The following is a 20,763-nucleotide window of genomic DNA, read 5'->3' on the forward strand; positions in this document are numbered from 1 at the left end:
GCACGTGGCTGACGGGTCCGTTCTTTCCTTGCCCCGGATCTTCAGACAGGACCCCGGGCAGGACCGGAACATGTGATCGGGGAGCCCGGTCTTGATTTTGCCTGTCTGCGAGGCTTTTGTCAGGCAGCCCGGGATAGGGTCGCGCAAGTGCTTCCTGCCGCCCTCCAGACCGAAATGCCTTCCCTTCACGAACAGCAGTTTCGTCGGCAGGCGCTGCGGGCTGTGATCGCAATCTCGTTGGTGACATCGGTCTTCGCGCTGATCGTGGGTTTTCCACTGAACTGGACGGTTGGCGTCAAGACAGGCCTGGCCTTTCTGATCGTCAAGAACGTGGTGTTCCTCCTGTGGCTCAGGGCTTTTCCCCAGCAGTACGCCCTGGTGGGAGGCATACATTTTCTGATTCTGGCTGGTACAGGCATCTACAAATTTGCTCAGGCCGTGGTGGTGCAGCACATTGCCAACGGCCTGGGAAGCTACTCGTACTGGCTGCCACTGGCCTACGTGGTGGCCTTCCTGGCCTTTTCGGGCCGGGCGGCTCTGGGTGCGTCACTTGGTGTTTTTGGCGCTCTGGCCGCCATAGTGTTGAGCTATGTGACCACAGGCGTGGATCTTGCCGGCCTCAAACGCGAGAACTCCGTGCTGCTGGTTCAGGTGCTGCTGACCCATGCTACCTTTATCAGCTTCTTTCTGCTGTTCGGCGTCCTGCAAAACCGCTACGTCACGGCCATTGCCGAGGCGCAGAGCGAGGCCAGAGCCGGCTACCTCGACGTACTGACGGGCGTCGCCAACCGGCGGCAGCTGATGCTGTGGCTGACCAGCCGGCTGGACCGCACCGAGGCGACCGGTGAGCCGCTCAGCGTCATTCTGTTTGACCTGGACCGCTTCAAGCAGATCAACGACACCTACGGGCACGACTACGGCGACGAGGTGCTGCAGCGTACAGCCGCCGCCGTCGCCGGCACCCTGCGTCGCGGGACCCTGTTCGGCCGCTGGGGCGGCGAGGAATTTCTGGTAATCCTGCCCGCAGCAGCCGTGACAGAGGCCCAGGGCGTGGCCGAACGCGTCCGGCATGCTGTGACAGACGTCAGGTATGACCTGCCGGTTCAGGTGACCATCAGTCTGGGCGTCACACAGGCTCAGCCGGGTGAAAGCCTACAGGCCCTGCTCAAGCGGGCCGACGAAGCGATGTACGCCGCCAAACACGCCGGCCGCAATCAGGTGCAGGCGGCCTGAACCGGGCTGGCCACGGTCCGTGGCTGGTGGAATCAGCTGGGACTGTCTGGCGTGGTCTGCGTGGTGCTGACCTGTGCCTGGGCTGTGCGCGTGGCCAGTATGACGATCACGCTGCCGTCCGGCTGGGTAATTCGCTGGGGCTCGCCGTCGGCTGCCCGTTCCAGGAGTTCATTGAGACGGGCCTGCGCGTCGGCATAGGACCAGCTGGGCAGTCGGTTTGGACTCATGGGATCACCTCTTTGCGGACTCAGGGGAACTGAGACGGGACAGCACCCACGGCTTCAGGGTGCTGCAGACAGAGCAGGGCGCAGCAGGAACTGCAGGGGCGCGCCGGCGCTCAGTCGAGACCGACGGCCAGCAGGGCGCCGAACAGCGCCAGGTTCTTCATGAACTGGGTGCGCTGCTGTTCGCGCTCGCGGCCCTGACGGTCCCAGAAGGGATGGCCGATCACGGTGGTGGGAATCAGGGTGGCCGCCAGGGCGGTGCTGGCTGCGCGGGGGGCCAGGCCCACGGCCAGCAGGGCGCCGGCGCCTACCATCACAGCGCTGCCAAGCTTGACGGCCAGTTCAGGCTCGGGAACCTCGGCACCGTGTGCGGCCCGCACGATCGGGTCGGGGTTCTGAAGATGGTCCAGCCCGTTTTTGATAAAGACGCTTGCCAGCAGCGCCCGGCCGATAAATCCTGTCACGCTCATGCCTGTGTCCCTCCAGTTACGCTGTACTGCTGATGCGAGGAAGTTTACCGCGCTCCACGTATCCGCAGACCTTTAGACACCCTGAATAACGGCCAGCTCACGGCCCAGATCGCCCATGACACTCTGGATGGCCTGCACACCAGTGTTCAGCAACTGGCTGTACTCCGCCAGTGAGATGGGCCCTTCCTCGGCCCCGCCCTGTACCTCGATGACCAGTCCCGTGTCGGTCGCCACCACGTTGAGGTCGGCGCGGGCCACCTTGTCTTCGGCATAGTCCAGGTCCACGCGCACCTCTTCTCCCACCAGACCGACACTGATGGCCCCCACCTTATGGGTCAGTGGCCACTCGCTGAGCCGCCCGGAGTGGATCAGGCGGTCGCAGAAGTCGTGCAGGGCGGCGTGACCCGCCAGAATACTGGCCACCCGTGTGCCGCCATCGGCGACCAGCACGTCGCAGTCCACATAGATGGTCTGGTTGCGGAAGTACTTCAGGTCCACACTGGCGCGCAGGGCGCGGCCCAGCAGACGCTGGATTTCGTGGCGGCGACCGTTCTGCAGGTTGCGTTCGCGGGCCTGACGGTCGTTGGTGGCGCGCGGCAGCATGGCGTACTCGGCCGTCAGCCAGCCTTCTTTCTTGCCGCGCATATGGGGCGCGGGCTTGTCTTCCAGGGTGACGGTGGCCAGGATTTCGGTGCGCCCCATGATCAGGTGGGCACTGCCCGGAGCGTGCGGGTTGACGCCGCGTTTGACGCTGACCGCACGCGGCTCGAGCAGGCCCCGGCCTTCGCGGGGGGGAAACTTGTTGGGTTGGACGCTGGTCATGTGTAGATGGGCTCGATTCTCAGTGGCGTGGTCCGCCCAGAAAAAGCGCGGACAGCCTCTGCGGGAGTGTCTTCCCTATTGTGCACATTTTGTGCACTCAGGGTGGTGATGACCGGCTGCGCCGCTTCCAGGTCACCGGTTACGAGATAGGTCACCCCACCGGGCCGGGTGTGCGGTGTCAGCAGCATGTTCCGGGCGAGCACATTGCGGGTATGCCGCGCCACAGCGGCACCACTGTCGACCAGCACGAAGCGGTCGCCGTATTCCGCCTGGAGACTGGCCGCCAGGAACGGGTAGTGCGTACAGCCCAGCACCAGCTGATCGGCGCCCGCCCCGGCCAGCGGAGCCAGCACATCCCGGAGGACCTCCCGGGTCTGGGGACTGTCGGCCTGCCCGGTTTCGACCAGCGGCACCAGTTCACGGCTGACCGCCTGCAGCACCTGGACCCCAGCCGGCTCGGCAAACTGCCGGATTACATCGGCCAGCAGGGTTCCGCGCAGGGTTCCTGGCGTGGCCAGCACCCCCACCACGCCGCTGCGCGTCGCTTCGACCGCTGGTTTCACGGCCGGCACGAGCCCGACAATCGGCATGGCAAAGCGCGCGCGCAGGTGCGACAGGCTGAAGGCACTCGCCGTGTTGCACGCGACCACCACTGCCTTGACCCCCCGGGCATGCAGGGCGCTCACGGCCCGGTCCGTCAGCTCACGGATATCGTCATCGCTGCGCGCGCCGTAAGGCACGTGGGCCGTATCGGCCAGATACAGGAACTCCTCGTGGGGCATGGCCCGACGCAACTCGGCCAGCACACTCAGGCCGCCCACGCCGCTGTCGAACACGCCCACCGGCGCCGCACTGCTCATCGTGGAGATGATAGGTCAGTCCTGAGCTCTGCGCACCTGTGACGCCTGCTGCCGGTCCAGAGCCTCGATGGCACGCACCGCCACGGCGGCCACCTGCACCAGTTCCGCGCGGGAGTGGCTGAGGTCGGCCCGCGTGCCCATCCGGTGCTCCAGGGCGGCCCGGTTGGCTTCCCCAACTTCCTCGCCCAGCACCATCAGCCACACGGCCGGGTCCAGGGTCTGCTCACCCCACCTGGCCTCCTGCCGCTCGCGTTCGCGCCGGACCTCGGCCAGTACACCCGGGGTGGCGGCCGTCAAGCCAGCGCCTCGCGCAGCGTTTCGCCCAGGGCCCGCATGCCCTGGTCAATCTGCTCCGGGGCCGCGCTGCTGTAGCTCAGGCGCATGGTGTTCTCGCCGCCGCCCAGCGCGAAAAAGGGGCTGCCCGGCACGTACGCGACCTTGCGTTCCACCGCGCGGGGCAGCAGCGCCGTGGTGTCCAGGCCCACAGGCAGCGTGACCCACAGGAACATGCCGCCCTGCGGCCGCGTGAACTCCACCCCCGCCGGAAAATGCTCGCTGATGCGCGCGATCATGCGCTGGCCGCGCTCCCCGTAAGCCCGCTTCACCGTCTCAATCTGGCGGGGCAGGATGGGAAGCAGCTCCGTGATGATCATCTGGTTGTAGGTCGGGGTATGCAGGTCCGAGCCCTGCTTGGCCTGAATCAGCTTGGCGATCACCGGCCCGGCCGCCTGGACCCAGGCGTCGCGCAGGCCCGGCACCAGCGTCTTGGAAAAGGAGCTGCTGTAGATCACGTGGTTGCGCTCGGGGTCGCCGCCGGCGTGGGCCAGACCGAGCTCGTAGAGGCTGGGGGCCGGCTCGCCGCTGAAGCGCAGATCCCCGTAGGGATCGTCCTCGATGACCAGCAGGCCATGGCGCGCAGTCAGTTCGACCAGGGCCTGGCGCCGTTCCAGGCTGAGCGTCCGCCCGGTCGGATTCTGAAAGTTGGGAATGGCGTACAGCACCTTCACACGCTGACCCTGGGCCTGCTGTTCGTGCAGCACCCGCTCCAGAGCATTGACGTCAATGCCGCCGTCGTCCGTGGGGACCTGGGCGTAGCGCGGCAGGTACGGCTGGAAGGACTGCAGCGCCCCCAGGTAGGTCGGCGCCTCGACCAGCACCGTGTCGCCCTCGTCGATCAGTACCTTGCCCAGCAGGTCCAGGCCCTGCTGGCTGCCGGTCACGATCTGCACGTTGGCGGCCGGGATCCCGTGGCGCACGGCAATCCACTCGCGCAGTGGGGGGTGGCCCTCGGTGGTGCTGTACTGCAGCGCTGCCGAGCCATAACGGGTCAGCACCTCGTCGGCTGCGCGGCGCACGTCTTCGATCGGGAACAGTTCCGGAGCGGGCAGACCACCGGCAAACGAGATCACGTCGGGCTGCTGCGTAACTTTCAGGATTTCCCGAATGGCACTGGCGTTCATGGTCCGGGCCCGGCGAGACAGCTGCGCGCTGAAGTCGAAGGCGGTGGTCGTCATGCGCTCATGCTACGCCTGCTCCTTGCACGTCCAGTAGACCTGCTTGGCAGATCGGAGGCAGCGGGTAAAGTAGGAACCGTTAAAGGAGGCACAATATGCTCGTCACTGGTAACGACATTCTGGTCCCGGCACGCGCCGGCAAGTACGGCGTCGGTTCGTTCAACACCAACAACATGGAAATCACGCAGGCGATCATCCACACCGCCGAGCGGCTGCGCAGCCCCGTCATGGTGCAGATGAGCGAAGGTGCGATCAAGTACGGCGGTCAGGATCTGGCCAACATCGTCATCGACCTGGCCGAGCGAGCCACGGTGCCGGTCGCGCTGCACCTCGACCACGGCAGTTCATACGAGAGTGCCCTGAAGGCCATCAAGATGGGCTTTACGTCGGTCATGATCGACGCTTCGCATCACCAGTTCGCCGAGAACATCCAGGAAACCCGGCGCGTCGTGGAAGCCGCGCACGCCATGGGCATCAGCGTGGAGGCCGAGCTGGGGCGTCTGGGCGGTATCGAAGAGCACATCGTCGTTGACGAGAAGGACGCCTTTCTGACCGACCCTGAAGAAGCGGTGCAGTTCGTGGAGCAGACCGGCACCGACTACCTGGCCATTGCCATCGGCACCAGCCACGGCGCCTACAAGGGCAAGGGCCGCCCGTTTATCGACCACGAGCGCATCGAGAAGATCGAGAAGCTGCTGAGCATTCCGCTGGTGGCCCACGGCTCCAGTGGGGTTCCTGCCGAGATCGTGCAGCGTTTCCGTGACTGTGGCGGCGAGATCGGGGACGCCTTCGGTATTGCCGACGAGGACCTGCAACGCGCCACACAGCACGGCATTGCCAAGGTCAACGTGGACACCGACCTGCGTCTGGCCATGACGGTCGGCGTACGCGAGATCCTGAAAAACAGTCCCAAGGAATTCGATCCCCGCAAGATCATGGGACCAGCCCGCGAGGTTATGAGCAAGATTGTGGAACACAAGCTGGGCGTGCTGGGCAGCGTCGGCAAAGCCTGACCGGAGTTCCCCTCCCAACCTGATTTCCGCCTGACCTCGCCTGAAGCCGAATGAGCGCTGGGCGCCGGGAATTCTCACCGTGTCGTCTTATGCTCAACGTGGCATGAAGGCGGCACGGTTTTTGGTTCCAGTCCTGGCACTGGCTTCGCTGGCGGTCGCCCAACCGTTGACGGCAGGCTGGCAGACCAGAATGGCAGCTTTGCTGCCTCAGACATCTCAGACTGTGGTTCTGATGGAACGCCGGAGCAGCCTGTCGCTGGTGGACCTGAGTCTGCGCGTGATAAATGTGGGCGGCGATCCACAGGCACTCAATCAGGTGATGGCCAGTGCCCAGCGTGGGGAAATGCCGACCTATAGCGAACGACTGGGAATCAGCAAGAAAGAGTTCCTGAGTTATGTGGTGTTTCAGCCCACCCTGGCTGCCACCAACAGAACGATCCGTATGTCGGTCAGCCGTGACAGCCACCGGGTGTTGTTCGGTGATGCGCCCGGAATGAACGGCATCCTCAAGGGCGTCAGCATCGACCTGCGCACTGGGGAGATGCGTGGCCCCGAGGGGTTCAGCGCCAAGGCCACGAGCGTGGCGCCCAGCGACGCGGCGGACCGGCTGCTGGACGTGAAAAGCGGCTTTCAGTGGAATATCCGCGGCAACAATTCGGCAACTGGCAACGGAGTGCGTGGCGTGCTGAACCTGCTTCAGCTGAGCAATGGAGACATCATCCTGAGCTATTCCCGCAACAGCATGCTGCATAGCATTACTACCAAGGGCGAGCTCATTGTCCGGTACCACCGCTGATTCAGGGCTCTGAACTGGGGGCTCCGAATATGGTTTCCTGCGATGACGGCGTCGTCATCGCAGGCTGACTGTTCACTGATGGCAGGTCAAGGTGTCCTCACGCTCCCTTCAGAGCACGTCACCAGCCGGCGGCTACGCTGACTTTCATGAAACGTAAAATGCTGATGCTCGGCGCTGCCCTGTCTATGGGCGGCCTGTCTACCGCCAGCGCGGCGGGTCTGTCTCCCGCGCTGCTGGAACGCGCCAAACGTGGTGACCAGACGCAGGTTGGGGTCATTGTCCGTTTTGCTTTCGGCAACACTGCCCGTGGCCGAGGCCAGATGAAGAACCTGCGTGCGCAGCTGGCCCAGCGCCTGGCACAACTGGGGCCTGCTGGGGTCGTAGGACAGGCCATGAAGTCCGGCAAGGCCACCCAACTGTGGCTCGACCAGAGCGTGTACCTGCGCATTACGCCTGTTCAGGCCCGTGCGCTGGCCACGCTGCCTTTCGTAACGGACATCTTCGAGAACTTCAAGGTTCAGATTCCCAAGCCCAGAGCCGTCGCGCTCAGCACGGCGGCCGCAGCCGCCGGAACTCCGTGGCACGTTCAGAAGGTGGGCGCTCCACAGGCCTGGGCCGCCGGCTTTAAGGGCCAGAACGTCAAGATCGGTCACCTGGACAGCGGGATCGACCCCAGTCACCCGCAGCTGAACGGGAAGCTGGCTGCCTTTATGGAGTTCAACGCCGAGGGTGACCGTGTGAGCAGCCAGCCGCACGACTCCACCAATCACGGCACACATACCGCCGGGTTGCTGGTCGGTGACTCGGTCGGGATCGCGCCGAGTGCCAGGGTCATCAGTGCCCTGGTGCTGCCCAACAACGAAGGAACCTTCGCGCAGGTGATCGCCGGAATGCAGTACGTGCTGGACCCCGACAACAACGCGGATACCGACGACGGCGCCGACGTGGTCAACATGAGCCTGGGGATTCCCGGCACCCACGACGAATTTATCGTGCCGGTGCAGAACATGATTAAGGCAGGGGTGGTGCCGGTATTTGCCATCGGTAACTTCGGCCCCGCCGCTGGCAGCACCGGCAGCCCCGGTAACCTGCCTGACTCCATTGGTGTGGGCGCCGTGGACCAAAGCGGCAATGTGGCCAGCTTCAGCAGCCGCGGCCCCGTGGCGTGGACCGGCAAGATCAACGGCGTCTTTGTTAAACCCGATATCGCCGCGCCCGGTGTGGAGATCACCAGCGCTTTCCCTGGCAACAAGTACGGCGCCCTGAGTGGCAGTTCGCAGGCCAGTCCCATCGCGGCGGGCGCTGTGGCCCTGATGCTCTCGGCGAAGCCCGGCAGCAGCGTGGACGCCATCAAAAATGCGTTGTATACGAGTGCCAGCAACGCCGGAAACAAGAACAACAATGTCGGTTACGGTGTGATCAGCATTCCAGGGGCCCTGGGCAAACTGGGAGTGACGGCTGGGGCACCTGCTCCCGCACCTGCCCCGGCACCAGCACCTACACCGGCTCCTGCTCCGGCCCCCGCACCAGCTCCTGCTCCCAAGCCGGCCCCGGCACCCGCTCCAACGCCTGCTCCCGCCCCCGCTCCGACACCAGCGCCCACTCCTGCCCCAGCACCCGCTCCTGCGCCCACACCAGCCCCTGCGCCAACGCCTCCAGCCGGCGCAGCCGACGGGCCCAGCTGGCTACACCCTGTGCGCCATTGAAGGCAGCAAGTGTAACTTCACTGGCCGCAAGGAAGCCGCCTTCGGTACGGCAGGCCGTTACCTGACCGGCATCGGTACGGATGGTTTTACCTGCACCGTGCAGGAATGGGGCCGTGATCCCTACGTGGGCCGCCTCAAGGGCTGCTTTATCCGGGACATCGCGGGCAGTGCTCCGGCCCCGGCCCCTGCTCCGGCCCCCACCCCGCCCGCCAGCAATCAGAAACCCAAAGTTCTGCTGGTCGATGACGATATGGGCCAGGGTGCCGACGTGACCAACGCCCTGCGTGACGCCATCAAGGCCAACGCGGCGACTGGCGGAGCCTTCGTGTGGAACACCCAGACCCAGGGTCAGGTGCCGCTGAGTGAACTCAACCGCGCCGACATCGTGATCTGGGCGACCGGCGAGCAGTACCAGAACACCATTACAGCCAACGACCAGAACCTGCTGCGTCAGTTCCTGGCTGCTGGTGGCCGCCTGCTGGTCACCGGTCAGGACGTCGGCTACGACATCGGCACGGGCGAGTTCTACCGCGGCATCCTGAAGACACGCTTCGTGGCTGACAGCAGCGGCACCCCCAAGTTCGTGACCCGCGGGGCATTCGGCAACACGGCCTTCAACCTGAATGCCCAGGGTAGCGCCGGCAACCAGTACTACCCCGATGTCCTTGCTGATCTGAGCGGAAGCAGTGTGGTCGCCAGCTGGGGCAGTGCCAATGCCAACGCAGGCACCATCACGGCGCAGAGTATCCGCGTCGACCCGAACCGCAACCGCGCCACCCAGAAGGTGCAGCAGCCGCGCGGTCTGGTCGAGCAGCTGGCCGCCAACGTGATCGGCACCGTCTTGAATCAGATCTTCGGTGGGCAGCCGCAGACCCAGCGTCCCCGCGTCACCGCCCAGAATGCCAGCGAAAATGCCGGAGCCATCGTGGCCAACGACGCTGGCAAGTACCGCACCGTCAACATGGGCTTCGGTCTGGAAGGCCTGACCCCCAACAGCCGCAACATGCTGATCAAGACCAGCTTCGACTGGCTGATGCGCTGAGCTGACGCCCTGAAACACTGCAGGACAGACCGTCATGGTCTGTCCTGCTTCGTTGCCCTCTGGCCTTATGCCTGCCTTCAGGCTCTTCCTACACCGGGAAGGACAACGGCCTTTAAGGTGCGGACATGACGACTTTAGGCGAGATCATGACCCGTGAACTGACGACGGTGGGCTCCCAGGCCACGCTCAAGGAGGTCGCCACGCTGATGCGTGAGCAGGACATCGGCAACGTCCTGGTGATGGAGGGCGACACCCTGCGGGGCATCATCACTGACCGCGACATCGTGGTGCGGGCTGTGGCCAACGGCCACGACTACGGTACGCCCGCCAACGACTACGCGACGGGCGGGGTCTTCACGATGGATGCGGGCACAGACGTACGTGAAGCAGCGCAGGCCATGGCCGAGCGGCAGCTTCGCCGCCTCCCGGTGACCGAGGGCGGCAAGGTGGTGGGCATTGTCAGCCTGGGCGATCTGGCCATCCGGACCGATACCAACGCTGACCAGCAGGCCCTGGAAGGCATCAGCCAGCCGGACAGGGAGTGAACTGGGAACTGGCCAGAAGACCGCCATCATGAGTGGACAGCGGGTCCAGGGCACACAGAGAAGATTGCTGGGATGACCAGGGACTCAAGTGGGCCGCGTCTTTATATAAGACGCGGCCCGCTCCCTGGTTTGCCGACTCAGCGGCGCAGATCGCGCAACTGGCGGTACAGCTCCTTTTCTTCGTCGGATAGGTCCTTGGGCACGGTGATGTTCAGCCGCACGTAGAGGTCACCCCGGCTGCCGTCCCTGCGTGGCCATCCCTGCCCGCGCAGGCGCATCTTGCGCCCACCACTGCTGCCGGGAGGCACGGTGAGGTTGCCGGTGGTGCCGGCAATGGTCTGCACCTTGACATCCCCCCCCAGAGCGGCAACCGGCGCGGGTACGTCCACGCTGGTGGTCAGGTCGTCGCCGTCCAGGTCGAAGCGGCCGTCCTCCAGCACGCGGATGGTAAGCAGAACGTCGCCCCCACCAGGGCCCTGACCAGCCAGCCGCAGACGTGCGCCGTCCCGGGTGCCGGCCGGCACGCGCAGGCTCAGGCGTTTGCCATCCACGTTGATGACCTCGTCCGAGCCGCTGAAGGCCTCTTCCAGCGTGACCTGCAGTTCGCCCTCGACGTTCTGCACGAAGCGCCGGCTCTGCCCCGCGCCGCCCAGTCCGCCCAGCAGATCCTCGATGTTGACCTGCTGCCCGGCCGGATTGCGGTATCCACCGGCGCCGCCACGCCCCCCGGTCTGCCCGAACAGGCCCTGAAAGAAGTCGCTGAACTGCCCCGGATCAAAGCCGCCGAAATCCGCGCCGGGAAACCCCCCACTGCCCGGATAGGCCCCGGGAGGCACCTGCCCTGCATGCCCGTACTGGTCATACAGTTTGCGCTTCTCCGGGTCGTTCAGAACGGCGTAGGCTTCACCGATTTCCTTGAAACGCTCGGCGGCCTTGTCATCGCCGGCGTTCTTGTCAGGGTGAAACTGCTTGGCGAGTTTGCGGTAGGCGGACTTGATATCCGCGTCGGACGCGCCACGCGAGACACCCAGCACGTCGTAATAATCCTTATAGGCCATGGTGGTCGCCTCCTGGCGGAAAGAGGGAAAGGGAAGAGGGTCAGCGGGTAACGAGGTCCACGTACAGCGCCTCGACCTTTGCGCGTGCCCAGGGGGTCTTGCGCAGGAACTTGAGGCTGCTCTGGACACTGGGGTCGTACTGGAAGCAGCGCACCGGGACCCGCTGGGCCAGGCCCTCCCAGCCGTACTCGTCCGCGAGGCGCTCCACGATGGTCTGGAGCGTGACACCGTGCAGCGGGTCGGTCATGCTCAGTCCTTCTTGCTGACGACCACACGGGCCGGGCGCACCAGTCGGTCACCCATGCGGAAGCCCAGCTGGTACACCTGCACGATGGTGTCGTCCTGCTCGCCGGGCACCACCTGAATCGCCTCGTGCCACTGGGGATCGAAGGCCTCGCCCTCCTTGCCGGTGGCTTCCAGACCCAGGCCCGAGAAGATATTCAGTACCTTGCCTTGCACAGCCTGCATGCCCGGAATCAGCTTGGCCGGGTCGCCGCTGCCCATGGTGACGGCGCGGTCGATGTCGTCGTAGACCGGCATCAGGGCCTCGGCAGCCTTGCTCACACCATGGCCCTGCGCCTCGGCGCTGTCCTGCGCGGTGCGGGTGCGGTAGCTCTCGAAGTCGGCAGCCAGACGGCCCAGGCGGTGACGCAGATCCGCGTTCTCCTTTTCCAGTTCGTCGGCGCGCTGCAGCTTGCCCATCATTTCCTGGACCTGGGCGAACATGCCCTCGTCCATATCAGGGAAGCCCGACAGGTCGGCGTCTTCTTCCATGTTGTCGGTCTCGGCGTCCAGGACCTCAACGTCGCTGGTCTCGCCGTCCATCTCCGGCCTCAGGGTCTCGGTGGTGTCTTCGGCCTGTGAACCGCTGCCGGTGTTTTTCTGGTCATCGTTGGTCATGGGGGGTCGCCTCCGGAACATTCACTGCAAGATAGGGGAGAGGGGGCTCGTGGGCCGTCCTCTCCCCCTGGGGGTGGTCTGGTGTGGGGGCCAGAGAAGGGCGTTGGTTCGGACACCCGCAGCCTGTTCGCTGCCGGGTGTCCGCGGCCCGGCCTTACTCGGCGGCCTTGAAGTCCGCGTCGATCACGTCGTCATCGACCCGGGTGCCCTGAGCCTGGGCGCCCTGCGGCTGCCCCTGGGCCGCCTGCTGCGCGGTCATGAAGGTGCGCAGCTCTTCTTCCAGACGCTTCTGGGCACTCTCAATGCGGACGTCGTCCTCGCTGCGCACCGCTTCTTCGGCCTCGTCGGCCGCAGCCTTGAGTGCATCCTTGGCGTCCTGAGCGGCCCCTTCGTTCTCTTCAAGCTGCTGGGTGGCCTGCACGCGCAGGGAGTCGAGGTTGTTGCGCTTCTCGACCTTCTCGCGGCGCAGCTTGTCGGCCGCGGCGTTCTCCTCGGCTTCCTTGACCATGCGCTCGACGTCGCTCTTGTCGAGGGTGGTGGTGTTCTCGATGCGGATGCTGGCTTCCTTGCCGCTGGTCTTTTCCTTGGCCGTCACGTGCAGGATGCCGTTGGCGTCGATGTCGAAGGTCACTTCGATCTGGGCCTGACCGGCGCGCATGGGCGGAATGCCTTCGAGCTTGAAGCGGCCCAGGGACTTGTTGTCGTTGGCCATGGGGCGCTCACCCTGCAGCACGTTAATTTCCACGCCAGGCTGGTTGTTTTCGGCGGTGGTGTAGATCTCGGTCTTCTTGGCGGGGACCGTGGTGTTGCGGGTGATCATGGGAGCGATCATGCCGCCCTTGACCTCCACGCCCAGAGTCAGCGGTGTCACGTCCACCAGCACGATGTCACCCAGCGCGGAGTCACCCTGGATGATGCCGGCCTGCACGGCGGCGCCAAGGGCCACGGCCTCGTCGGGGTTGACCGACTCGTTGGGGGTTTTGCCAACCAGATCCTGCACGATGCGTTTGACGGCCGGGATGCGGGTCGAGCCACCTACCAGAATCACTTCGTTGATGTCGCTGGCGCTGAGCTTGGCGTCACTGAGGGCCTGCTCGACCGGCTTGCGCACGCGGCGCAGCAGATCGGCGGTCAGTTCCTCGAACTTGGCGCGGGAGAGCGTCCGCTCCAGGTGCATGGGGGTGCGGGTTTCGGGGTCGAAGGTGATGAAGGGCAGGCTGATGCTGGACTCCGAGGCGTTGGACAGGTCGATCTTGGCCTTCTCGGCCGCTTCGATCAGGCGCTGCAGGGCCTGCTTGTCCTTGCGCAGGTCGAAGTTGTGCTCGCGGTTGAACTCCTCGGCCAGCCAGTCCACGATGCGGTGGTCGAAGTCCGCGCCGCCCAAGTGGGTGTCGCCGGCGGTGGATTTCACTTCGAACACGCCGTCACCCAGTTCCAGGATGGTCACGTCGAAGGTGCCGCCCCCCAGGTCGAAGACCAGCACGGTCTCGTTGCCCTTACGCTCCAGACCGTAGGCCAGCGCGGCGGCGGTGGGCTCGTTGATCACGCGTAGCACGTTGAGACCCGCGATCTCGCCGGCCTGCTTGGTGGCTTCACGCTGAGAGTTGTCGAAGTAGGCGGGCACAGTGATCACAGCGTCGGTAATCTTCTGGCCCAGCTTGGCGGAAGCGTCGCTGACCAGCTTGCGCAGCACCTCGGCGCTGACCTGCTCGGGCGCCAGATCCTGACCGTTCACTTCGATGCGGACGCTGCCGCCGGGGCCTTCCTTGACCTTAAAGGGGCTCCGCGCAGCTTCTTCCTTCACCTCGTCCCAGCGGCGGCCGATGAAGCGCTTGACTTCAAACAGCGTGGCAGCCGGGTTCAGCGCGGCCTGACGGCGGGCGATTTGGCCCACCAGGCGCTCGTCGCCCTTGTAGGCCACGACAGAGGGAGTGGTGCGTCCGCCCTCGGCATTCACGATCACTTCGGGGCGGCCACCTTCCATGACGGAAATAACGGAGTTGGTGGTGCCCAGGTCGATTCCAACAGCTTTAGCCATGAGTTGACTCCTTGAAAGACAGGGATTTGCAGCCCACAGGGCAGCAGTTCTAAACGTCCGACAGCATAAGGCTACAGTTGAAGGAAGTCAATAGACTTGAGCGTATTAGACTCAAGTAGGATTGGAAGGGCACGGTTCTCCGGGTGTTGCCTGTGGGTTGCTCAGACCACTGGATTGGCGATGAAGGGCCCTGGTGGGTAGCAGGTCTCCCGCTGCTCGGCCTTCGCCTGGACTGGTTCTGAAAGGCGGGGCATTCAGGCTCAGCGATGTTTATCAGAAAGGGGCCAGACAGTTCCATGCTCAGCGTTACAGGGGCGAGGACACAGGACAGATCTGATCATGCCCGCAGCCACAGCAGACAAGCGCGCCGGAGTGTTTCCGCGCGAACATCGGTTGGGAGCCGTGGATACCCCTGTACCGAGCTTCTATTCACGGGGTCTGGAGGGGACCTCTTCGCCAGGCCAGCGTGAATTGTCCGGCCAACTCTAACGCCGGTTTCAGCCAGACCGAGGAGCCGGGGTGTCCTGGCCAGCCGGGGCGAGTTCAGGTGCCAGGATGACCGAGGCAAAACTTCCGACGATACGTCCCTGATGAAACCGTGGCGTGCCGGTCACCTGGACCCGCACATGTTCCCCGCCGGGCCGCTGCACCCGCACGTGGTAAGCCCCACTGCGGCCCCGCTGGCGCGCCTGCTGTGCAGCGCGCAGCAGGTGATGGTCTTCCGGAGTGGTCAGGGCGAAAGCCGTGTTGCCGACGATCTCTTCGGGTGGGCGTCCATAGATTTCGGCGGCGGCCTGATTGGCATAGACGAACTGACCATGCTTGTCAGTCACGGTCACGCCGTGCACCATGCTCTCCATGACCTGCCGGGCAAAATCCAATTCCTGTTCGTAAGATTCACGCACCTGCCGGTGATGCCGCACAATCCGGATAATGCGTCTGGCCAGCCATAAGGCAAGCACCTGGGTTGCCAGCAGGGGAAGCAGCACCCAGTAGACTGCTGGGCGCTCCATCAGCACCACTACTAGCAGGGTGGTCATCAATAGCAACGCAAACAGCCCATATCCGAAGCGCAGTTCGCGGACGCCCGGTCTCATTCCCGGAGTATGAGAATCAGGCCATGACATGGGTCTTACGCTCAGCACGTCCGCCTCCTGTGGATCTCTACGGTACACCCCGGCTCGATTGAAGTCTCCGGTAAGTGAGCGGGAGCACGCTGACAGATATGAGGCTGGTTGCAGCCTTTTCCATACTGGTGAAACGTGGATGGACTTCTGCTGTCCATGCGGGAAAAGGCAGGGTGTCGCTTTGACGTGTCCGTCAAGCCCAGGCGTCACAGCGCCGTGAGTCCCGTCCCCCTATGCTGAAAGATATGACCGCCGCCGACCTCGCCCCTTCTCCACATATCCACCTGCCGGACGGCTCGTGCTGCAAGCCCAAACGGTTCGCGCACCTGCACCAGCATACCCAGTATTCCCTGCTCGACGGCGCGGCCAAGCTCAAGGACCTGCTGAAGTGGGCCAAGGAGGTCACGCCGGACGGCTGCACGCCGGCGCTGGCCATGACCGACCACGGCAACATGCACGGGGCGGTGCATTTCTACAACTATGCCCAGGCGGCGGGCGTCAAACCCATCATCGGGTACGAGGCGTACGTGGTGCCGGGACAGGGCACCCGGCGCGACCGCACCCGCGCCCAGGACGGCGAGAAGGGCATTTTCCACCTGACCCTGCTGGCCCGCGATTTCGAGGGCTACCAGAACCTGTGCCGCCTGAGCAGCCGCGGCTACACCGAGGGCTACTACTACAAGCCCCGCATCGACCACGAACTGCTGCAGGAACACCACAAGGGCGTGATTGCCTTTTCGGGCTGCCTGGGCAGCGAGGTGCAGCAACTGTTATTGCAGGGCCGCGAGGAAGACGCCAAGAAACGCCTGCTGTGGTACCGCGAGCTGTTCGGCGAGAACTACTACATCGAGATTCAGGACCACGGCTTGCCCGAGCAGAAGCGCAACAACCCCATCCTGAGGGCCTGGGCGCAGGAACTGGGCATCGGTCTGGTCGCGACCAACGACGGCCATTACGTCAAGAAAAGCGACGCCACCGCCCACGAGACGCTGCTGGCTATTCAGACTAAGGCCACGCTGGCCGACGAGAACCGCTTCAAGTTTCCCTGCGACGAGTTCTACGTCAAGAACCTGGAGGAGATGCAGGCGGCGCTGCCGGTCAGCGAGTGGGGCGAGGAACCCTTCGACAACACCGCCGCCATCGCGGACCTGTGCAACGTGGACCTGCCGGTGGGCAAGAATCGTGTCTATCAGATGCCGGCCCTGCCCATCCCCGAAGGCCGCACCATGAAAGAAGAACTGCGGGTGCAGACTTACCGGGGAACGGTCAAGCGCTATCCCGGGCACGCCACCGAGAACCTCCTGCGGGATTACGCCCTACGTTCCCTGGAAGCGCTGGGACCGGACGACGCGGCTGCCGTTCTGAAACGGGTAGACGGCTGTGACGCCCGTACCTGCGACCTGGAAACCCTGTTGACCCTGCTGGCCTTTATGGGCAGCGTGTGGGAGGTGCGCGGTCAGGACGCCGGGGAGAAGTACACCAAGTACCCCGCGCTGGAAATCATGGAAGCCGAGGCAGAGGCCGGAAAGCTGCCCGGCTACGCCCATGAGGACTGCCGCCGGGCCCGCCAGGAAAGCAGCGACACCAGCATTGAACTTGAACCGGACGGGGACGGCGAGGAAACGACCCGCGCCCACCACAAACACGCCCTGGTGATCCTGCGCCGCGCCGAGTACGAGCTGTCGGTCATTAACAACATGGGGTTCCCCGACTACTTCCTGATCGTGGCGGACTACATCAACTGGGCCAAGGACCAGAACATCAGCGTGGGCCCTGGGCGCGGCTCGGGCGCAGGCAGTCTGGTCGCCTACGCCATGCGCATCACCAACCTCGATCCGCTGGAATTCGCGCTGCTGTTCGAACGCTTCCTGAACCCGGACCGTATCTCCATGCCGGATTTCGACATCGACTTCAACGACGCGAGGCGCTCTGAGGTGATCGCCTACGTGCAGGACAAGTACGGCGAGGACAAGGTCGCGCAGATCGCCACCTTCGGAACCATGGCGTCCAAGGCCTGCCTGAAGGACGTGGCGCGAGTGATGGGACTGGAGTACGCCAAGGTGGACAAGGTCTCCAAACTGATTCCCATCAAGTTCGGCAAGAGCTACAGCCTGGAGCAGGCCCGCGAGGCGGTGCCGGACATCGCGCAGATGCTGGCCGAGGACGCCCAGCTGCTCGAAGCCTACGAGTTCGCGCAGAAGCTTGAGGGCCTGACGCGTCACGCCTCGGTGCACGCGGCGGGTGTTGTCATCGGCAAGACGCAGCTGACCGACCTCGTGCCGGTCATGCGCGACACGTCCGGCGAGGGCATGGTCTGTCAGTACGACATGAAGGCCGTCGAGGACATCGGCCTGATCAAAATGGACTTCCTGGGGCTGCGTACCCTGAGCTTCCTGGACGAGGCCAAACGCATCATGCGCGAGTCGCGTGGTATCGAGATTGACTTCGACACCATCCCCTTCGACGACGCCAGGACCTACGAGCTGATGAGCCGCGGGGACACTAAAGGCGTCTTCCAGCTCGAAGGGGCCGGGATCGCCGACGCTTCACGCCGCCTCAAGCCGCGCCGTCTGGCGGACATCATCGCCCTCTCGGCGCTGTACCGCCCGGGGCCAATGGAGAACATTCCCACCTACGTCCGCCGCCACCACGGTCTGGAAGAGGTGGATTACGTCCGCGACGGTTTCCCCACCAGCGCGAGGTACCTCGAAAAGATCCTGGCGGAAACCTACGGAATTCCGGTGTACCAGGAGCAGATCATGCAGATCGCCTCGGAGGTCGCCGGCTTCTCGCTGGGCGGCGCCGACCTGCTGCGCCGGGCGATGGGTAAAAAAGACGCCGAGGAAATGAAGCGCCAGCGGCAGATTTTCGTGGAAGGCGCCGGGAACAACGGTGTGCCCAAGGATGAGGGCAACCGGCTGTTCGACCTGCTGGACGCGTTTGCAAATTACGGCTTCAATAAAAGTCACAGCGCCGCCTACGGCGTCATCACCTACCAGACCGCGTGGCTCAAGGCGAACTACCCGGTCGAGTTCATGGCCGCGCTGCTTACTGTGGAGCGCCGTGACTCGGACAAGGTCGCCGAGTACGTGTCTGACGCCCGCAAGATGGACGTGCACGTGCTGCCGCCCGACATCAACCGCTCGGCGCCCGACTTTGCTGTAGAAGGGGAGGAGATCCTGTTCGGGCTGTACGCCATCAAGGGCCTGGGCGAGGCGGCGGTGCAGCGCATCCTGGAAGAGCGGCAGCGGGCAGGACGCTACCGGTCCCTGGCAGATTTCTGCTCGCGCCTGGGCAACAAGGTGTGCAACCGCAAGGCGATGGAAAGCCTGATCAAGAGCGGGGCTTTCGATCAGTTCGGCGAACGCAACCAGCTGCTGCAGAGTCTGGAAGACGCCCTGGAGGACGCCGCAGGAACGGCCGACATCAACGCGAAGGCGGCCAGCGGCATGAGCATGATGTTCGGCATGGAAGAGGTGAAAAAGGAGCGTCCGCTGCGCAGTGGAGTCCCATCGTTCACCGACCTGGAACGCCTGAGCATCGAGAAGGAAGCATTAGGCCTGTACATCTCCGGCCACCCCCTGGAGCAGCACGAGGGCCTGCGTGAAGCTGCCAGCTGCCGGATCAGCGACCTCGACACCTGGTTCACGCAGCAGAACGTCGCACCGGGCAAGCGCCTCAAGGCTGTGCTGGCCGGCATGATCGAGGGCGTGGTCAAGAAGCCCACCAAGTCCGGCGGCATGATGGCCCGGTTCATTCTGGCCGACGAATCCGGGCAGACCGAACTGGTGGCCTTCTCCCGGGCCTATGAGCGCATTCAGGAAAAACTGGTCAACGACACGCCGGCCCTAGTCATCGTGGAGCTGGAATCCGAGGACGGTGGGTTGCGCGCCATCGCCGAGGAAGTGGTGAGTGTCGAGCAGCTGGCGGAAGTGCCCAAGGTCATGTACGTGACCATCGACCTGGAAAATGCCAGCCCCGACGCGGTGGGCGAGTTCCAGAGCATCCTCGACGAGCACGCTGGCAGCATGCCGACCTACCTGCGTCTGGAAACGCCCGAGCAGTTCGTGCTGTATCAGCTCGACCACGGCATGGGCAGCCCCGAGGCAATCCGCGTGCTCAACCAGACCTTCCCCTGGGCCGACGCTTACCTCGCCTACGACCAGCAGACCATCCTGGGCCGCTTTGCACCCAAGCCCCCGGCCTGGATGAACAAGCAGAACGGGGGAGGCATGCGGGCCTAGACCTGCTTTGCGTCCCTCAGGAGGTCGAGCAGTTTCAATCCATTCCCGGCTGCTGCCCCCGCCGCCGTGTTGTCGAAGATGACCCAGGGCTCAGCATGGGCGGCTCCGGCCATGAGGGCCTGGGCCAGGTCCTGTAACTGCTGGTCGGAATAACTGGAGGAGTACACCCGGGGTGAGCCATGCCAGCGGTAGTACACCGTCTGGTCAAAGCCTCCTGGGACGGTGGCCTGCGGCGTGATGGCCGGATCGGCCGCCACACGGCCAACCTGGTACGCGCTCAGCAGGCTGCTGGCGGCCGGGCCGAACCAGGACATGTGGCGGGGCTCGCAGGCCAGCGGGACCCGAGTCCGGCTCCGCAGTGCCTGAAAGAATGCGTCCGCCACAGCATCCTCGAACGCCAGACTGGGCGGCAGCTGCACGAGCAGACACCCGAGTTTTGTTCCAAGCCCGGCCACCTGCTCCAGGAATGTGCTCAGCAGATCATGACAGCCGCGCAGCCTCGCCTGATGGGTCACCGCCCTGGGGACCTTGACGCTGAACCGGAACTCTTCCGGTGTGCTGGCGGCCCATTTCTGGTAGGTGCTGTGCCGGTGCGGGCGGTAGAACGAGGAATTGATCTCCACAGCCGGGAACCGGGTTGCATACCGCTGCAGCACACTGCCGCCCTGGTCGAAATGCGCTGGCTGCCCGCTAGCCACTCCCCAGCCGGCGCACCCTATGTTCATACGGACGTTTGTCATACCGGATCGTTTCATGCCCAGAAGGGCAAACCTCTGGAATAGGGTGGATGAATGTTTATTCCGCCGGGGCTCCGGTGCCGCTACGAGCTAGGGTACCTACCGTCTTTCCGCCTGAAAAAGGGAGTGGCGTCCCTTACCGGGGTGCTGTTCCGCTCAGCAGCACCCGGCTGCTGAAAGCGGCGTGGTCACGGTGGCCGGGCAACTGTGTACCCCCAAGGACGTGCTGGCCCGACAGGTGCGGTCAGGTGACCTGCTGCTGTTTTCCCTGGCGGGCGCCTACGCCTGGAACATCCCCCACCAGCAGTTCCTGTCTCACCCTGCACCGCAGATGGTGTTTCTTCCCGTGAAAAGGGAGGAGCGGGCGCAGCGGGGAAACGTGGCCAGGCAAGCGCTGCGCTGAGGTGTAGAAACTTCCGGCTGTTCTGCACCAG

The 20,763-nt window shown here is 64.5% G+C and carries 18 protein-coding genes and 1 pseudogene; 7 read left to right on the forward strand and 12 right to left on the reverse strand.

Annotated elements, in window-relative coordinates; all coding sequences use genetic code 11:
- The first annotated feature begins 147 nt into the window (after positions 1 to 147).
- A complete protein-coding gene (locus tag IEY49_RS11115; RefSeq protein ID WP_189008313.1) occupies positions 148 to 1,233 on the forward strand; it encodes a GGDEF domain-containing protein in 1,086 nt (361 codons plus the stop codon).
- Positions 1,234 to 1,265: 32 nt separating this feature from the next.
- Here IEY49_RS11115 and IEY49_RS11120 read toward each other — a convergent pair whose 3' ends face one another.
- The 6 genes from IEY49_RS11120 to IEY49_RS11145 all read right to left on the reverse strand — a co-directional run bounded on the left by IEY49_RS11120 (position 1,266) and on the right by IEY49_RS11145 (position 5,123).
- Positions 1,266 to 1,460, reverse strand: a complete 195-nt coding sequence (locus IEY49_RS11120; protein ID WP_189008315.1) for a type II toxin-antitoxin system prevent-host-death family antitoxin — start codon at positions 1,458 to 1,460, stop codon at positions 1,266 to 1,268.
- A gap of 110 nt (positions 1,461 to 1,570) precedes the next feature.
- Complete coding sequence (locus tag IEY49_RS11125; protein WP_189008318.1) at positions 1,571 to 1,927, reverse strand: DoxX family protein; 357 nt, start codon at positions 1,925 to 1,927, stop codon at positions 1,571 to 1,573.
- Positions 1,928 to 1,999: 72 nt separating this feature from the next.
- Complete coding sequence (rph, locus tag IEY49_RS11130; protein ID WP_189008321.1) at positions 2,000 to 2,749, reverse strand: ribonuclease PH; 750 nt, start codon at positions 2,747 to 2,749, stop codon at positions 2,000 to 2,002.
- Positions 2,746 to 3,609, reverse strand: coding sequence for a glutamate racemase (gene murI / locus IEY49_RS11135; RefSeq protein ID WP_189008322.1), 864 nt, complete (start codon positions 3,607 to 3,609; stop codon positions 2,746 to 2,748). The genes rph and murI overlap by 4 nt, the downstream gene beginning before the upstream one ends.
- Positions 3,610 to 3,624: 15 nt before the next feature.
- Entirely contained in the window at positions 3,625 to 3,906 is a 282-nt protein-coding gene (locus tag IEY49_RS11140; RefSeq protein WP_189008325.1) for a nucleoside triphosphate pyrophosphohydrolase family protein, read from the reverse strand.
- Positions 3,903 to 5,123 (reverse strand): aminotransferase-like domain-containing protein, encoded by a 1,221-nt coding sequence (locus IEY49_RS11145; protein WP_189008328.1) that lies wholly within the window; start codon positions 5,121 to 5,123, stop codon positions 3,903 to 3,905. The genes IEY49_RS11140 and IEY49_RS11145 overlap by 4 nt, the downstream gene beginning before the upstream one ends.
- A 95-nt stretch (positions 5,124 to 5,218) precedes the next feature.
- On the opposite strand from IEY49_RS11145, the gene fba reads away from it, so the two are divergent.
- The 4 genes and pseudogenes from fba to IEY49_RS11165 all read left to right on the forward strand — a co-directional run bounded on the left by fba (position 5,219) and on the right by IEY49_RS11165 (position 10,225).
- Positions 5,219 to 6,136 carry a class II fructose-1,6-bisphosphate aldolase gene (gene fba, locus IEY49_RS11150; RefSeq protein ID WP_189008331.1) on the forward strand — a complete coding sequence of 306 codons (918 nt, stop codon included), beginning with the start codon at positions 5,219 to 5,221 and terminating at the stop codon, positions 6,134 to 6,136.
- Positions 6,137 to 6,368: 232 nt separating this feature from the next.
- On the forward strand, positions 6,369 to 6,932 hold the full coding sequence (locus IEY49_RS11155) for a hypothetical protein (protein ID WP_229780746.1): 564 nt from the start codon (positions 6,369 to 6,371) through the stop codon (positions 6,930 to 6,932).
- Positions 6,933 to 7,078: 146 nt separating this feature from the next.
- Positions 7,079 to 9,680: pseudogene (locus IEY49_RS11160) on the forward strand (S8 family peptidase).
- Positions 9,681 to 9,805: 125 nt separating this feature from the next.
- On the forward strand, positions 9,806 to 10,225 hold the full coding sequence (locus IEY49_RS11165; protein ID WP_189008338.1) for a CBS domain-containing protein: 420 nt from the start codon (positions 9,806 to 9,808) through the stop codon (positions 10,223 to 10,225).
- Positions 10,226 to 10,362: 137 nt separating this feature from the next.
- Here IEY49_RS11165 and IEY49_RS11170 read toward each other — a convergent pair whose 3' ends face one another.
- The 5 genes from IEY49_RS11170 to IEY49_RS11190 all read right to left on the reverse strand — a co-directional run bounded on the left by IEY49_RS11170 (position 10,363) and on the right by IEY49_RS11190 (position 15,318).
- Positions 10,363 to 11,283 carry a DnaJ C-terminal domain-containing protein gene (locus IEY49_RS11170; RefSeq protein WP_189008341.1) on the reverse strand — a complete coding sequence of 307 codons (921 nt, stop codon included), beginning with the start codon at positions 11,281 to 11,283 and terminating at the stop codon, positions 10,363 to 10,365.
- A 40-nt stretch (positions 11,284 to 11,323) separates the two neighbouring features.
- Entirely contained in the window at positions 11,324 to 11,530 is a 207-nt protein-coding gene (locus IEY49_RS11175; protein WP_189008343.1) for a VF530 family protein, read from the reverse strand.
- A gap of 2 nt (positions 11,531 to 11,532) precedes the next feature.
- Positions 11,533 to 12,183, reverse strand: coding sequence for a nucleotide exchange factor GrpE (locus IEY49_RS11180; RefSeq protein ID WP_189008346.1), 651 nt, complete (start codon positions 12,181 to 12,183; stop codon positions 11,533 to 11,535).
- A 154-nt stretch (positions 12,184 to 12,337) separates the two neighbouring features.
- Positions 12,338 to 14,221 (reverse strand): molecular chaperone DnaK, encoded by a 1,884-nt coding sequence (gene dnaK / locus IEY49_RS11185; RefSeq protein WP_189008350.1) that lies wholly within the window; start codon positions 14,219 to 14,221, stop codon positions 12,338 to 12,340.
- Positions 14,222 to 14,718: 497 nt separating this feature from the next.
- On the reverse strand, positions 14,719 to 15,318 hold the full coding sequence (locus IEY49_RS11190) for a PAS domain S-box protein (protein ID WP_189008353.1): 600 nt from the start codon (positions 15,316 to 15,318) through the stop codon (positions 14,719 to 14,721).
- A gap of 275 nt (positions 15,319 to 15,593) precedes the next feature.
- Here IEY49_RS11190 and dnaE point away from each other — a divergent pair, with 275 nt between their 5' ends.
- Positions 15,594 to 19,592, forward strand: coding sequence for a DNA polymerase III subunit alpha (gene dnaE / locus IEY49_RS11195; protein ID WP_189008356.1), 3,999 nt, complete (start codon positions 15,594 to 15,596; stop codon positions 19,590 to 19,592).
- Here dnaE and IEY49_RS11200 read toward each other — a convergent pair.
- The gene (locus IEY49_RS11200) at positions 19,589 to 20,332 is read right to left on the reverse strand and encodes a DUF72 domain-containing protein (protein ID WP_229780747.1); all 744 of its coding nucleotides are present in this window, start codon (positions 20,330 to 20,332) and stop codon (positions 19,589 to 19,591) included. The genes dnaE and IEY49_RS11200 overlap by 4 nt on opposite strands.
- A gap of 181 nt (positions 20,333 to 20,513) precedes the next feature.
- Between IEY49_RS11200 and IEY49_RS11205 the strand changes: the two genes are divergently transcribed.
- A complete protein-coding gene (locus IEY49_RS11205; RefSeq protein ID WP_229780748.1) occupies positions 20,514 to 20,732 on the forward strand; it encodes a hypothetical protein in 219 nt (72 codons plus the stop codon).
- Positions 20,733 to 20,763: the final 31 nt, after the last annotated feature.

Origin of the sequence: Deinococcus malanensis, from assembly GCF_014647655.1 — a bacterium.
GTDB classification, from domain to species: domain Bacteria; phylum Deinococcota; class Deinococci; order Deinococcales; family Deinococcaceae; genus Deinococcus; species Deinococcus malanensis.

Excerpts from the sequence above, each read along its gene's own strand:
- IEY49_RS11120 (WP_189008315.1), bottom strand. The coding sequence starts at position 1,460 with ATGAGTCCAAACCGACTGCCCAGCTGGTCCTATGCCGACGCGCAGGCC.
- IEY49_RS11125 (WP_189008318.1), bottom strand. The coding sequence starts at position 1,927 with ATGAGCGTGACAGGATTTATCGGCCGGGCGCTGCTGGCAAGCGTCTTT.
- rph (WP_189008321.1), bottom strand. The coding sequence starts at position 2,749 with ATGACCAGCGTCCAACCCAACAAGTTTCCCCCCCGCGAAGGCCGGGGC.
- murI (WP_189008322.1), bottom strand. The coding sequence starts at position 3,609 with ATGAGCAGTGCGGCGCCGGTGGGCGTGTTCGACAGCGGCGTGGGCGGC.
- IEY49_RS11145 (WP_189008328.1), bottom strand. The coding sequence starts at position 5,123 with ATGACGACCACCGCCTTCGACTTCAGCGCGCAGCTGTCTCGCCGGGCC.
- fba (WP_189008331.1), top strand. The coding sequence starts at position 5,219 with ATGCTCGTCACTGGTAACGACATTCTGGTCCCGGCACGCGCCGGCAAG.
- IEY49_RS11155 (WP_229780746.1), top strand. The coding sequence starts at position 6,369 with ATGGAACGCCGGAGCAGCCTGTCGCTGGTGGACCTGAGTCTGCGCGTG.
- IEY49_RS11165 (WP_189008338.1), top strand. The coding sequence starts at position 9,806 with ATGACGACTTTAGGCGAGATCATGACCCGTGAACTGACGACGGTGGGC.
- IEY49_RS11170 (WP_189008341.1), bottom strand. The coding sequence starts at position 11,283 with ATGGCCTATAAGGATTATTACGACGTGCTGGGTGTCTCGCGTGGCGCG.
- IEY49_RS11175 (WP_189008343.1), bottom strand. The coding sequence starts at position 11,530 with ATGACCGACCCGCTGCACGGTGTCACGCTCCAGACCATCGTGGAGCGC.
- IEY49_RS11180 (WP_189008346.1), bottom strand. The coding sequence starts at position 12,183 with ATGACCAACGATGACCAGAAAAACACCGGCAGCGGTTCACAGGCCGAA.
- dnaK (WP_189008350.1), bottom strand. The coding sequence starts at position 14,221 with ATGGCTAAAGCTGTTGGAATCGACCTGGGCACCACCAACTCCGTTATT.
- IEY49_RS11190 (WP_189008353.1), bottom strand. The coding sequence starts at position 15,318 with ATGAGACCGGGCGTCCGCGAACTGCGCTTCGGATATGGGCTGTTTGCG.
- dnaE (WP_189008356.1), top strand. The coding sequence starts at position 15,594 with ATGACCGCCGCCGACCTCGCCCCTTCTCCACATATCCACCTGCCGGAC.
- IEY49_RS11200 (WP_229780747.1), bottom strand. The coding sequence starts at position 20,332 with ATGACAAACGTCCGTATGAACATAGGGTGCGCCGGCTGGGGAGTGGCT.